This window comes from uncultured Treponema sp., assembly GCF_946187725.1.
GTDB lineage: Bacteria > Spirochaetota > Spirochaetia > Treponematales > Treponemataceae > Treponema_D.
The window spans coordinates 14,104-27,501 of sequence record NZ_CAMHSK010000012.1 but is presented as its reverse complement, the minus strand read 5'-3'; the positions used below and the strand labels follow the sequence as shown (position 1 = coordinate 27,501).

Annotated in this window: 16 protein-coding genes; 3 read left to right on the top strand and 13 right to left on the bottom strand. The window is 42.4% G+C overall.

Annotated elements, in window-relative coordinates:
• Positions 1-21 precede the first annotated feature (21 nt).
• The 11 genes from flhB to Q0Q74_RS06570 form a co-directional block, all read right to left on the bottom strand.
• A complete protein-coding gene (gene flhB / locus Q0Q74_RS06620; protein WP_294429523.1) occupies positions 22-1,134 on the bottom strand; it encodes a flagellar biosynthesis protein FlhB in 1,113 nt (370 codons plus the stop codon).
• A gap of 2 nt (positions 1,135-1,136) precedes the next feature.
• Positions 1,137-1,934: a flagellar biosynthetic protein FliR gene (gene fliR / locus Q0Q74_RS06615; protein ID WP_294429521.1), complete on the bottom strand. Its 798-nt coding sequence runs from the start codon at positions 1,932-1,934 to the stop codon at positions 1,137-1,139.
• A gap of 36 nt (positions 1,935-1,970) precedes the next feature.
• Positions 1,971-2,240: a flagellar biosynthesis protein FliQ gene (fliQ, locus tag Q0Q74_RS06610; RefSeq protein WP_294429520.1), complete on the bottom strand. Its 270-nt coding sequence runs from the start codon at positions 2,238-2,240 to the stop codon at positions 1,971-1,973.
• A gap of 36 nt (positions 2,241-2,276) precedes the next feature.
• Complete coding sequence (gene fliP, locus Q0Q74_RS06605; protein WP_294429519.1) at positions 2,277-3,161, bottom strand: flagellar type III secretion system pore protein FliP; 885 nt, start codon at positions 3,159-3,161, stop codon at positions 2,277-2,279.
• A gap of 1 nt (position 3,162) precedes the next feature.
• The gene (locus Q0Q74_RS06600; protein ID WP_294429518.1) at positions 3,163-3,840 is read right to left on the bottom strand and encodes a flagellar biosynthetic protein FliO; all 678 of its coding nucleotides are present in this window, start codon (positions 3,838-3,840) and stop codon (positions 3,163-3,165) included.
• 109 nt (positions 3,841-3,949) lie between these two features.
• Positions 3,950-5,125 carry a flagellar motor switch protein FliN gene (fliN, locus tag Q0Q74_RS06595; protein WP_294429517.1) on the bottom strand — a complete coding sequence of 392 codons (1,176 nt, stop codon included), beginning with the start codon at positions 5,123-5,125 and terminating at the stop codon, positions 3,950-3,952.
• Entirely contained in the window at positions 5,118-6,152 is a 1,035-nt protein-coding gene (gene fliM / locus Q0Q74_RS06590; protein ID WP_294429516.1) for a flagellar motor switch protein FliM, read from the bottom strand. Before fliM ends, fliN begins: the two co-directional genes overlap by 8 nt.
• Before the next feature lie 43 nt (positions 6,153-6,195).
• The gene (locus Q0Q74_RS06585) at positions 6,196-6,750 is read right to left on the bottom strand and encodes a flagellar basal body-associated FliL family protein (RefSeq protein WP_294429515.1); all 555 of its coding nucleotides are present in this window, start codon (positions 6,748-6,750) and stop codon (positions 6,196-6,198) included.
• Between the two features lie 65 nt (positions 6,751-6,815).
• The gene (locus Q0Q74_RS06580; protein ID WP_294429514.1) at positions 6,816-7,580 is read right to left on the bottom strand and encodes an OmpA family protein; all 765 of its coding nucleotides are present in this window, start codon (positions 7,578-7,580) and stop codon (positions 6,816-6,818) included.
• Between the two features lie 31 nt (positions 7,581-7,611).
• Entirely contained in the window at positions 7,612-8,394 is a 783-nt protein-coding gene (locus Q0Q74_RS06575) for a motility protein A (RefSeq protein WP_294429513.1), read from the bottom strand.
• A 49-nt stretch (positions 8,395-8,443) separates the two neighbouring features.
• Complete coding sequence (locus Q0Q74_RS06570) at positions 8,444-8,641, bottom strand: flagellar FlbD family protein (RefSeq protein WP_294429511.1); 198 nt, start codon at positions 8,639-8,641, stop codon at positions 8,444-8,446.
• A gap of 204 nt (positions 8,642-8,845) precedes the next feature.
• Between Q0Q74_RS06570 and Q0Q74_RS06565 the strand changes: the two genes are divergently transcribed.
• Positions 8,846-9,532, top strand: coding sequence for a response regulator transcription factor (locus tag Q0Q74_RS06565; protein ID WP_294429510.1), 687 nt, complete (start codon positions 8,846-8,848; stop codon positions 9,530-9,532).
• On the top strand, positions 9,522-10,925 hold the full coding sequence (locus Q0Q74_RS06560) for a HAMP domain-containing sensor histidine kinase (RefSeq protein WP_294429509.1): 1,404 nt from the start codon (positions 9,522-9,524) through the stop codon (positions 10,923-10,925). The genes Q0Q74_RS06565 and Q0Q74_RS06560 overlap by 11 nt, the downstream gene beginning before the upstream one ends.
• Before the next feature lie 12 nt (positions 10,926-10,937).
• On the opposite strand, the gene hemW is transcribed toward Q0Q74_RS06560, so the two are convergent.
• Together hemW and lepB are read right to left on the bottom strand one after the other, a co-directional pair.
• Positions 10,938-12,116, bottom strand: coding sequence for a radical SAM family heme chaperone HemW (hemW, locus tag Q0Q74_RS06555; RefSeq protein ID WP_294429507.1), 1,179 nt, complete (start codon positions 12,114-12,116; stop codon positions 10,938-10,940).
• Positions 12,117-12,129: 13 nt separating this feature from the next.
• The gene (gene lepB / locus Q0Q74_RS06550; RefSeq protein ID WP_294429506.1) at positions 12,130-12,828 is read right to left on the bottom strand and encodes a signal peptidase I; all 699 of its coding nucleotides are present in this window, start codon (positions 12,826-12,828) and stop codon (positions 12,130-12,132) included.
• 87 nt (positions 12,829-12,915) lie between these two features.
• On the opposite strand from lepB, the gene smpB reads away from it, so the two are divergent.
• The gene (smpB, locus tag Q0Q74_RS06545; protein ID WP_294429505.1) at positions 12,916-13,377 is read left to right on the top strand and encodes an SsrA-binding protein SmpB; all 462 of its coding nucleotides are present in this window, start codon (positions 12,916-12,918) and stop codon (positions 13,375-13,377) included.
• The last annotated feature ends 21 nt before the right edge of the window (positions 13,378-13,398 follow it).

The window sequence follows — 13,398 nt, the reverse complement described above, 5'->3', positions numbered from 1 at the left end:
TCAAATCCCCACCCGAAACAGCTACTTTTTATTAAATTTGTCTAATTGACTATAAATCGTTGCAATAACAGAAAAATAGTCACTAGGTATTATATCACCAATTTCAGTCTGTGCATAGAGTCCACGAGCCAAAGGTTTGTTTTCTACGATAGGAACATCGTGCTCTTTTGCAATCTCCTTGATTCTGAAGGCAACATTATCACTGCCCTTCGCCATGACCTGAGGTGCTTCGGCGACAGCCTGATCATACATCAAAGCGACCGCGAAATGAGTCGGGTTCGTGATTACGACATCCGATTTTGCGACCTGCTGAGGCATATTCCGCTGCAAAAGTTCCCGCTGGGCTGCCTGCAAATGAGCTTTGACCTCAGGATCACCTTCCATTTCCTTGTATTCCTGCTTGACTTCCTGTTTGGTCATTTTCATACTCTCGATAAACTGCTTTTTCTGCACGAGATAATCAGGAATCGCAATCGCAAGAAAAACAACCGCACAAGTCGCAAGAATTTGAGCCGCAGTCCAGGCGATTTTTGCAATCGCATTGTGAACATTTGAAGCATTTATAAATTCAAGGATTACAGGCAGGTTTATTCTGATTATGACAAAAGAAACAAAGGCAACCACACCAACCTTTATAAAAGATTTTGCGACATTAAATCCGCCTTCAAAAGAAAACAGCGTCTTTTTGAGATACTGACCGATTCGTGGCGAAATCTTCGAAAACTGAGGCTCTATTGGTTTTAGCGAAAAAATAAATCCCCGGTTCTGAATCAAATTTCCAAGCACGCCCGCAACCGTTCCGCACAAAGCCAGGGGCAAAACCATCTTTGCGAGGGAAATCAAAAAATGATAGAAAAAGCGCTTCTGAAGCATTTCTGTTTCCGTCGAGTGATTAAAATAAAACACAAGAACTTCCTCGCACCAGTTCCAGAAATAGGGTGCCGCTATAATCAGCACGATAACCGTAACGAGCATTACGATTGCGCTGTTGAGTTCCTGACTTTTTGCAACCCGTCCTTCTTCACGGGCCTTACGGATTTTATACTCAGAAGGGTCTTCGGTTCTGCCTTCATCTTCCGCAGCGAACCACTGCAAGTCAATCATGTCAAACAAATCAATTTCGTTCACTTCCATTCTCAGCCCCCAACTATCACAAAAAGCCGTTCAAGAGCCGAAAATCCCGACTGGAACGAATGAACAAAGAAATCACAAATCTGCGGAAAAAGCACGCTTATAATGAAGAAAGAAGTAAGAATCATGATTGGGAAACCTTCGCTCATAAGGTTCATCTGAGGAGCCGCTTTCGAAAGAATTCCCATGGTCACTGAAATCAAAAGCAAAGTTCCCATAATTGGAAGAGAAATGATGAAAGCATCGGCAAAAAGCTTCGTAAGACCGCCGAGCAAAAACTGAATCATCTTATCCCGTTGCATCACAAGGGTAAGGGCGTTAAGAGAATCAAAACTTGAAAGAAGTGCACGGGTGAAGAGCATGATTGCCCAATCACTCTGCAAAAAAATCAGCATTGCAACAAGGTTAAAAAACTGACCCATAAGAGGGTTTTCAACCTGCGAAAGTGCATCGTATACTTCCGAAGCAGAAAAGCCCATCTGAAAAGCAAAAAACTGACCCGCAGAACTGAATGCGGCAAAAATCAGCGTCACATAAAACCCAGTAAGGATTCCGATAAGGCCTTCGCCGACAAGAAGCATTATATATTGAAGAGAAATTGCACCGTCCCTTGCAATATACGGAGCATACATCGAAAAATCAACATGAGGAAATATGATGTATGCAATGTATGCCGTAAAAGCCACTTTTGAAAGGCGGGATACATTTCTAATTGAAAAAAGAGGAAGAGTCATAATCAATGCGAAACATCTGACCGCAATCAAGAGAAAAACAGGTGCATTAATCAGGATTCTATCAAGCATTTTTCAACCGCAGCTTATCCGTCTAGTTTACAGATTTTATTTTGCAAGATTCGGAATCTGGGAAAGCAGATTTACCGTATAATTTCCCATCATACTGAACATCCAGCCGCCGATTAGGGCAAGAATAGCCAGAATCACAAGCATTTTTGGAAGGAAAGTAAGGGTCTGCTCCTGAATCGATGTTGTAGCCTGAAAAATAGCCACAATAAGACCGACAATCAAGGCTGCCCCAAGAACAGGCGCGCACAAAATGAAAACCTGAAAAACCGCTCCACGCATAAGATTTACAATCATTCCAACAGACATAAAAAACTCCTTCGCTAATTACAATTTTGTAACTGCTTATTTTATAACGCTTTGGAAAAGCTGCTGCGTTAAAAGCCCCCAGCCGTCAACCATAACAAAAAGCATCAGCTTAAACGGCATTGAAATCTGAACAGGCGGCAGCATCATCATACCCATACTCATCAAAATGCTGGCAACAACCATGTCAATTACGATGAACGGTATGTAAAGGAATACACCTATTTTAAAAGCGACAGTCAGTTCATGCAGAATATATGCCGGAATTATCACATAGGTCGGTATGTCTTCCGGACCGTTTGGAGAAGGAAGATTCGCCATGGCCAGGAAAGAAGAAATGTATTTTGACTGCAAACTTCCGTCACTTCCGCGGGAAATTGTCTGATTGAGCATAAATGTGCGCAAAGGAGTTTCGGCCTCACGGTATGCCTGCTCAATTGTAATCTCCCCGTTCGAAAGAGGCCGCAAAGAATTATTGTAAATGTTCTGCAGAGTCGGAAACATGATAAAAATCGTCATGAAAAGTGCGATTCCGTTCAAAACAGAAGTCGGCGGAACCTGTTGCAGGGAAAGAGCACGCTTAATAAAGTCAAGCACGATAGAAAAACGAAGGAAACAGGTTGTAAGAATCAAAAGGCTTGGCGCAAGCGTCAGCGCAGTGAGAAGAAGCAGCAACTGAACCGAAAAAGCAACCTGCTCCCCTGTCTGCGGACGGCTTATATTCACATCAATGTTCGGAAAATCGATTCCACGAACATCACCACGCATTTCAGTTCTGCCCGAAGCAGAGCCCTGCGGGAAATTACGATTCTGCCTTGACTGAGAAGTTACTGGAAAAAGGCAGAAAATTGAAATGAATGAAGCAAGCACGATTTTAGGCAGCCATTTATGGAAAGAATATGAAAGCATTTTACGGAATTCCATATTAATTCTCCTCGTTCAATCGGTTTCGATGTCTTTTTAGCAAATCAGCCGCATCTTGAGCACTGGAACCGTAAATGTTTCTTGTATTTTCTTCAGAAGAAGAGCCAGGCATAAAAATCGAAAGAATATCATCAAATGAACGCGGGCGTTTTGAATTATCCTTTTTATCAGCATAAAGATTCATGGAATTCACAAGCTCTTTGTCTTCAATCTGAGAAATTAAATTCACAGCATTATCAGAAACCCCAAGCACGAAAGCATGATCAAGAATGGTAACGACATCAACGGAGCGGTTCTGGCTTAAAGGCAGATGAGAAACATGGCGAAGAAAAGGATCGTCCGAATTTGAAAGTTTATTGCCACGCTTGAGAAGGCGCAACGCAAGATACGCAATGGCAAGAACAAGAGCAAGCGCAAAAACCATTTTCAAGAAGAGAGCAAATGTAGAAGGCTGAGCCTGCTGAGTCTGTTCAAAAGAATTGCTCCATGTCCATTCAGCATTTTGTGTTGAAGACTGGCCTTGTGCGATATTATTCTGAGATTCAGATTGAGCGTTTTGTGAAAGCTGTGCAGATTCAGGCTGATTCTGATTTAGATTCTGTGCAAAGACAGTCAAATTTGAAAACAATACTAAACTTCCAAAGCAAAGAGCCTTGAAAGCACGAGAAAACTTTGTCATAATCCCACCCACTTTTTGACAAAATAACGATATTTTAAATATTATAGCAAAAAAAAAAGCATCTGTCGAATAGTTTTTCGGACAGATGCCATTATTTTTTCTTTTTTTTCTATCGAAGGTCGCTTACGCGCTCCATTGGTGAAAGGATTTCGGTAACACGAACACCGAAGTTTTCATCGATAACTACAACCTCACCCTTTGCAATAGGCTTGTGGTTTACAAGAATATCTACAGGTTCACCGGCGAGTTTATCAAGCTCAATGATTGTACCTTCACCCATTCCCAAGATGTCTTTAATCTGCTTTTTAGTGCGTCCAAGCTCTACGGTCATTTCCATGTTTACATCCATGATAAGACCGATATTGCCCTGCTCCTGAGATGTAGGACCACCTGTAAGATTTGGATACTGAACAGACTGAACATTCGGCATTGCCATACCCATAGGCATTCCCATCTGAGGCATCTGCATACCCATCTGTGGCATTCCCATACCGCCCATCATTGGCTGCTGCTGGAATCCGCCCATCTGCATACCACCCATCTGTGGCTGGCCCATTCCCATGCCGCCCATCTGAGGAGCACCGCCTGCAAGATTTGCCATCGAAGCCATATCTGCAGCACTCAAAGTTCCGCCAGTAGCGGCTGCCGGCTCAGGAGAACCACCGCCGAGAGCTTTTGCAATTCCTTCAGCAACATCGCTTGAAACTGCTTCCCAAAGGGTGTAAGACTGATCTTCCAAAGTGAGAGGATATGTAATCAAGGCGAAAGTGCCCTGAGGAATTCGAACCATAGCCTTAGGTACATGCAAGGCTTCCGGTGGATTCGATGCGAGACCTGCGATTGAACTCAAATCAGTGATTTCAGAACCTGTATGGGTTGAGACAAATTCACCGATTACAGAAAGAGCCATATCATCAAGGTCAGCATTTTCCTCTTTATTTACGAGACTTGTGATTTTCTGTGCGAATTCCGGAGAAAGCAGAACCAGATGGTCACCTTTAAGACCTGCGTTAAAATCTGCCATAACAGCAACAACCATTTCTGGCAGTTTTGCGAGAAGCTGGTCTCTGTCCATAGATTCGACAGACGGCGCACCGATTTCAAATGTTGAACCGGTCATACCGTTAAGATTTGCTACAACCTTATCTTTTAATCCGTCAGCGAATTTTGAAAGTGTTGCTGTATCAATATTAACATTGGAAGACGGACCAGATGAAAGACCTCCAACATCAACGCCTGACAACAATGCGTCAATTTCGCTCTGTGATATTGTTCCATCACTCATAAGATTCATCTCCTTCAACTGATAATTCTTCAAAATCGTCAGATTCGCTCTGATCTATTTTGCCGATAACCTGAACAGCCATCTTCTTGCCGACGACACCTGGCTGACAGTAAAATTTTTTTTCATTTCCGACGCTGAGTGTAAGCGGATCACCGACACGCACCGTAGACAGACGCACAACATCACCTGCACGCAAGGCAAGAACCTCACGGATTGGAAGATTGATTGTGCCAATCTCTGCAACGACATCCATATTGACATCAGAAAGTTTTTCTTTAAGGGTGCCAAGATACTGTGTTGTAGAGCTTCTTCTTACAGAACTGAACCAGAACTGTGAAGAAAGTTTTGATACAATCGGCTCAATTGTGAGGTAAGGGATACAGAAGTTCATCATACCCTCTTCCTCGCCGATTTTTGTTTCCAATGTTACAAGGACAACCATTTCTGAAGGCGGAACGATTGAAGCAAACTGCGGGTTAGTTTCAATCTGACCAAGACGGGGCCGCAAGTCGATTACCTGAGTCCATGCCTCACGCATATTCGCAAGGATTCGAACGATAATGCCTTCCATTACGGACTGCTCAATATCAGTTAAATCACGGCTGACTTTTGCACCCTGACCAGTACCACCGAACAGACGGTCAATAACGCTGAATGTAATAGCCGGGTCAATCTCAAGAACAGCGTTGCCTTTGAGAGGATCCATGTTGATTACAGCAAGTGTAGTCGGAGTTGGAATCGAGCGCACAAACTCTTCGTAAGTGAGCTGGTCTACAGACGCTACATGGACATGAACCAGAGAACGCAGCTGTGCAGAGAGACTTGTTGTTGTAAGACGCGCGAAAGTCTCGTGCATAATCTGCACTGTACGGATTTGTTCTTTTGAGAACTTGTCCGGACGCTTAAAGTCGTAAATCTTGATTTTTCGCGTGTCACTGACCGGCTTAAAATCATCTGCCCCGGAATCTCCGGAAGAGATGGCTTGAAGCAATTGGTCAATTTCATCCTGTGACAGAACCTCGTTCATGTCTTCCCACCTTCTAACGCTTTTCAGCTAATCAATTCATTTTTTAGTTCGACTGGATTACATCCATCTGCATGAAGCGAACATCCTTAATCTTTGAAGAACTCAGAATGCTGTCGTTAATTGCATTTCTAATCTCAATTTTAAGATTTTCCTCATTCTGAGGTCTGAGCTCATCAGCAGTCTTCTGTGTAAAATATCGGCGCAAAAAGTCTTTAAGTTCAACAGTTCTTTGAGTGATTTCTGTTGAAGTTGCCTTATCTTCCTTTTTATAGCCGAGAACAACATCAACGCGAACAGAAGCAGGATTAGCTTCCATTGTTCGAGTCTGAATCAATCCGAGAGAGGTATACCAGTCAAGGATTTCTTTTGATGCCGTATATTCTTCTGTCATTGGGATTGCAGTTCCAGTTCCAGTATTGTTTCCGCCAACAACTTTCATTGTGATAACGACGACAGTAACAATAAGAATGATTGCAGCAAGTCCGATTGCGATCCATTTCAAAAGGCTCGGAATAAGAAGACCCTTTCCGCCTTTCGCAGGAGCAGCTCCTGCATCTGTGCTGTCATCTAATCCAATACCATCATCTTCATCTGCCATAGTAAACTCCTTATCCTAAAGCACATTCAATACATCGAAAAACGATTTATCGAAAAATGTTAGCATTAAAAATGACCCTCATCAAGAACGATGATGTCAACGCGGCGGTTATACGCCTGACCTTCTTTTGTTTCGTTAGAAAACATAGGTCTTGTGTCAGCATATCCGGCAATTGAGAAACTCTGTTCATCAACACCAAAATCTGACAGATAGTGAAGAACATTCGCTGCACGCGCCGTTGAAAGCTCCCAGTTTGACGGATAACCAATATTGCGGCCAGTATCATCAATGACAGCCGGAACTGGCGTTGAGTCCGTATGTCCCTCTATTCTAAATCTTCGGTTTTTTATCTCAGAATCTTGAAAAAATTTCGACAATTTAAGAAGAATATCACGAGTTTCATCAATATTTAGGACTGCACTCCCCTGTTCAAAGAAAACATCAGAAGCAAGAGAGATAATCAGACCGCGCTCATCACTGGAAATAGTGACTTTTGCAGAATTTACTTCTGGAACAAAAAGACTGACAGCCTTCTTTTTTGCGATTGCGAGCGAGCGTCCGTTTTCAAGTGAAGGAAGAGCCGAAATTGAGTTTCCTAAATCGGCAAGTTTTCCGTTAGCGAGAGACTGACCTCCGGATGTAACAGGAGCATCGATTGATTCGGTTGTGACAGCAATTGACTGCTGAACCTGATTCAAGGCCATGAGATCGACCTCTGACGGGTCGTACAACATGACGAAAAAGCAGAGCATAAGCGTAATCATGTCACCGTAAGTACCTTGCCACGCGGTTGACGGTTTGGCAGGTTCTTTTTTCTCTTTTTTTGCCATTATTTTCAGCCTTTTTCAGAATTATTTTTCATTAGTCTTTGAGGACATCCGCTTCGATTGCCTTGCGTGTTTTTGGGTCAAGGTAAGTCAAAAGCTTCATCGCAAGAATTCGCGGGTTGTCACCAGCCTGAATAGAAAGAACGCCTTCAATTACCATTTCCATTGTAGACATTTCCTGAGCGTTCTGAGCAGAAAGTTTGTTTGCGAAAGGAGCGACAAGCCAGTTTGCAAGCATAGAACCGTACAGTGTTGTAATCAAAGCGACAGCCATGTTAGGACCGAGCGAGCTTTTATCTTCGAGGTTGTTCAACATACCAATAAGACCGATAACCGTACCCAACATACCGAAACCAGGACCGTAACCTGCCCACGCGTTGATGACACCTACCCAGCTCATATGACGGGCTTCAGTCTGACTCATTTCATTTTCCATGATTGTGCGGATTACATTGCCGTCAGTGCCGTCTACAACCATTCGAAGACCTTCTTTCATGAAAGCATTGTCTAAATCGTCAAGGCCTTCTTCCAAAGCAAGGATACCCTCACGGCGAGCCTTTTCGGAAAGCGCGACCATATTCTGAATCAGCGTTTTTTCGCCGTAATCAAAGGTCTTTAAGGCCCTTCCCATAATCTTGAAAAGACCGATTGCCTGTTTGAGCGGTGCAACGATGAACAATGCGGCATAAGAACCACCAACAGTAACGAATACGGAAGGAATATCGATAATACCGCCGATTGAACCACCAGAAGTGATGACACCAAGACCGATGGCAACCGTACCGCCGACAAGACCAATTATTGTAGCTATATCCATGAAATTCTCCTACTATTTCTTCTATATTTAAATGTTTTTATTCTCTTTCTCACATTTCAATTGCATTAATGCCAATCTGACGACGATAGGAAACGATTCGGTCAATCACTTCCTCTGGCTTATCCTTTACAACAATTTTTTTGCCGGAGAAAAACGCAATCGTCAAATCAGGATTCTGCTCCATACTCTCAATTAAATGTGGATTTATCCAGTAAGTAGAGCCGTCCAATTTCGTTACAGGAATCATTTTACCCCCCCACCTGAACAAGACAAAACACTTTAAAAATCTGCCATCTATGATATAGCAAATGGAAGAATATTGAAAGTATTTTTTACAGTTTTATCAGCACTTCCCTAAGGGTCGCCTTCTTCATTATCGGAGAATTATAATTTTTTATTAGATTCTTATTTTTTGATTGAGTTTTTTTCATTGTTTATGTAAGGTTTTAATATGAGTACTAAAATTCTTGTAATAGAAGATGTTCCGGAAATGTCCGATTTGATTTCGATGTATCTCTCAAAAGAAGGAATGGATGTTTCCCAGGCTTTAAGTGCAGAAGATGCAATTGATTTACTCAAAACTTTTACACCCGAACTTGTTATTCTGGATTTAAATCTCCCCGGAATGAGCGGCTTTGAATTCCTCAAATTCTTCCGCGAAAAATTCAACAATACGATTCCAGTGATTATCGCTTCAGCACGAGACGGAGATGAAGACATAATCGAAGGGCTTGGGCTTGGTGCCGATGAATTCGTCACAAAACCCTTTTCACCAAGAGTTCTCGTGGCAAAAGTAAAGGCAAACCTCCGCCGTGGCTCAGAGATTTCTGCCGCAGCCGAACAGTTCTATGCTTTCGGTGATTACAAAATGCTTTTAAATTCATGTGTACTCAAAAAAGGAAGCGAAAAAATTTCTCTTTCTAACAAAGAATACAAAGTACTTGAATTTCTCACAAAACACCCCGGCGAAAAGCTCTCCCCAGAAAAAATCTACCGGGAAGTCTGGGGCACTGACTTTGGAGATGTTACGGCTGTTGCAGTCTACATACAGCGTCTTCGCAAAAAAATCGAGTCAAATCCTGCAGAACCGCGTTTTATAAAGACTGTTTTCGGAATGGGGTATATTTTTGAAAATTAAGACACAGCTGCGCATTTTTCTGATTGGAGTAATTCTTGTTCCGATTCTTGCGTTAATCACACTGCCAATTTACCACTACCTCACTCGGCCTGACCGTATGCTTCTTGAAGGATACAAGCAGGTAAGAGAACTGGGCGAAATGTCCCTTTCAAATCGGGATGTCAGTGTTTTCAAGCAGCTTCTCCATACACTGCCGCCAAATGTAGAATTCATAATTCTAGAAACCCCAAGAGACAAAACTTACGACACCGTTCTTGCGAATACGATTCCCGAATTCATAGGCAGGTCATGGCTCGACAAAAAAGAGCTCTTCCGCTTCATGAATGAAACCAGCGACAGCTATTTTTACCAGCTCACTTCCCCACCAATCGAAAAAAGGAAACCGAACATCGTTTTCATAAGCAGGACAAGCCGCGACATTCAGCACAGAAAAAACGGACTTTTTGAAAAGAGCCTGCGTTTTTTACTGATTTTCATAGCAATTTTCGAAGCCTTCTGCATTTCACTGGTCGTAAGCATTTCAAACACGATTACCCGCTCAATCACCGTGCTGAACAAAAACACACAGAGAATCGCTAACGGTGAGTTTGATGTAACGCTTGACTATGAAAAAAACATCAAGACAGACAATGAAATCACAGGACTCACAGAAAGTCTCGATAAAATGCGTCTGGTCCTAAAAGACACTGCAGAACGAAAATGCAAATTCATCATGGGAATCAGTCACGATTTGCGGACTCCCGTTGCCATAATCAAAGGCTACACGGAGGCAATGAGCGAAGGTTTCTGCGACACTCCCGAAGAGACAAAAAAATCTCTCAAAATCATCAGTTCAAAGACAGAACAGCTTGAAACGATGATAAATACTCTCATAAATTTCGTTAAACTCAATCAGACGGACTGGCTTCAGCAGCTTAAAAAGCAAAATATCGTGCCCGTCTTAAAGGAACTGGCAGAAGGAGCCGTTACGACCGGCGGTATCTTCAGGCGCAATGTAACAGCCCAGGTCGAACTTGAAGACTGCATCGAGCTTCCATTTGATAAAGAGCTTGTCCAGCGGGCATTCGAAAACATTTTCTCAAATGCACTCCGCTACACAAAAGAATATGATTCAATTGCAATAAGCGCAAAACAGGAAAAAGACGAAAACGGCAGCGAAAGAATCACCATCAAAATCAAGGACAATGGAATAGGCATCAAAAAAGAAGAGCTTGAAAAGATTTTCGACATGTTCTACCGTGCAAGTTCTTCACGCCGGGAAGAAGGAATGGGTATCGGACTTGCCACTGTAATGACAATTATAAAAGCTCACGGCTGGAAAATCAATGTCGAGTCCGAATTCGAAAAAGGCTCAGAATTCATCATCGAAATTCCCTATGAGCGCGAAAACTGACATTCGACCGAATCACATCAGTTCTTCCAGAAACCTGTTCAAAAGCAGGATTCCGCGTCTGTTAAGGGCATAAACCGTGCCGTTTGGGGTGGATGTTTTTGTCGCAAGGCGCATTTTCTGCCACTTAGAGAAAACGCCGCCTTCAATTCCATCCCCAATCCTTTGTGCAAGGCTTTTTCCAAATCTTCTCTCAAAATCCCTGTCGTTCACACCTGAAAGACAACGGAAGCCAAGCATCAGAAATTCGAATTCAAGGGTCTGCTCATCAAGCTGCTCGGTTTTTCGGTTCAACGCAGACTCAATATATGAAGGAATTGAAAGAGTGTTTGTCCATCTGAGGGCTGATTTTTTATCAAAATCATACCAGGTTCCGCTCGCACCCGCACCAACCCCGATATAGTTTTCCTGATGCCAGTAAGTCTGATTGTGCCGGCTCTCAAATCCTTTCTTGGAAAAATTCGAAACCTCGTACTGCATGAAGCCCATTTTCTCAAGGATATTTCTTCCTTTAATCCACATGCGGTCAGCTCTTTCAAAGGAAAAATTTATTTTCCCGTCTTCGATTTTTTTCCACAGAGGCGTGTTTTCTTCAACAGTCAGGGTATAAAGGGAAACATGATCGATTTTGGGATATTGCTTTAAGATTTCGAACTGATTTTCAAAAGACTTCCATTTATGATTTGGAAGGCCCGCGATAAAATCAACGGAAAGTCGTCCATTCCAGTGACTTTTTAATGCTTCTAGGGCACGCATGATTATTTCAACAGAACTGCCCCGATTTACTGCATTCAAGGCCGCATCATCAAGTGCCTGAATTCCCATGGAAAGACGATTTACGCCCGCTTTCTGACAGGCATCAAGGAATGATTCAGTCACATCGTCGGGATTCATTTCAAAAGTGACTTCACAATCTTTTGAAAACGGAGCGATTTTTTTAATTCCAGAAAACAAATCGATACTCTGCTGAGGAGAAAGAAGGCTTGGAGTTCCACCGCCAGTGTATACGCTCTTCCATTCACTGATTCCGTATAAATCCGCATAAATTCTTGTTTCATTTATAATGGAAGAGATATAGGAATCACTCAAATCATTTTTCTTTCCGCGTCTGTCCGCCTCACCGATACTGAAAAAATCACAGTAATCGCACTTTTTTTTGCAAAACGGAATATGAATGTAAAGAGAAGCTTTCACAAAATCCTACGCACTAAAGCAGCTTGAATTTGCCGAATGGAAAATAGAGCATGAGCACCCGACCGATTATGTTTTTCTGCTTGACCGGCCCCCATATTCTTGAATCGCTTGCAGTAAGACGGTCATCGCCTAGAACAAAATACTCGTCTGAGGCAAGAGTAATCGGCTCAACAGAAGCCTTCGCTCCCAAATCAGCATCCCATAATGCTGGCGGAACAAGGATTCGTGCATTGTATTTTGACTCAGTGACTTCAAATTCTGTAAGGAAATGATTTTGGCCGGCAGGTTTTATGAAGACGACATAATGGTCAATATAAATGGTATCACCAGGCATACCGACGACCCGACGGATAACAGGTCTTGTGCCCGAAACAGGCTTTGCTTCAAAAGGCTGCCACCTTCTCATGCTGACAAAAAGTGCCATAAGACGCAAAACCCGCTTAACAGGATTGAGATTTGGCTTTTCGTAATTTGAGAGAAGAATTACATCGCCACGCTCAGGATTTGTCGAAAGAGGACTGACAAATTCATAGCTTCCGGTCGGAATATCCGGCGACATGGAATCAGATTTATTTGCCACAGGAAAAAGCACGAAATTCAAAAAAAGGGAAACAATCAGAAAAAACAAAAGGACAATGCCGAGAACAGAAAGGATTTTGCGTTCAAGTTCCCGCCTTAATTTATATGAAATCGCGTATATATTTTTTTCCATGCGGATAGAATAGCAAAGAAGACATGAAAAGTCTACAATTTTTGAAACGGTTGAAAGTTCAGATTGTTATGCTTATAATTAGAAGATATGTCCGAAGAAGTTAAGATTATTGCACAGAACAAAAAAGCCAGGTTCAATTATTTCGTAGAAGAAAGCTACGAATGTGGAATTGAACTTGAAGGAACAGAAGTTAAGTCTGTAAAGGCAGGAAATGTGTCCTTTGCGGATTCTTTTGCCGAAATTATAAATGGAGAGGTCTGGATGCGGAATTTCCACATTTCAGAATACAAATATTCTTCTGTGTTCAATCATGACCCGGACAGAAAAAAACGGCTTCTGCTTCATAAAGAAGAAATCAAACGGCTTTCGAGAAAAGTCGATGAAAAGGGCTTCACCCTCATTCCGCTTGATTTCTATCTCAAAAAAGGCAGGGTCAAGCTCACACTCGGCGTATGCAAAGGTAAAAAGCTCTACGACAAGCGTGAGACAATAAAACAGCGTGATTTAGACAGGGATATGGCAAGGGATTTCAGAAAAGACTTGTCATAAGCTGTCTATCGGAGAAAGGTG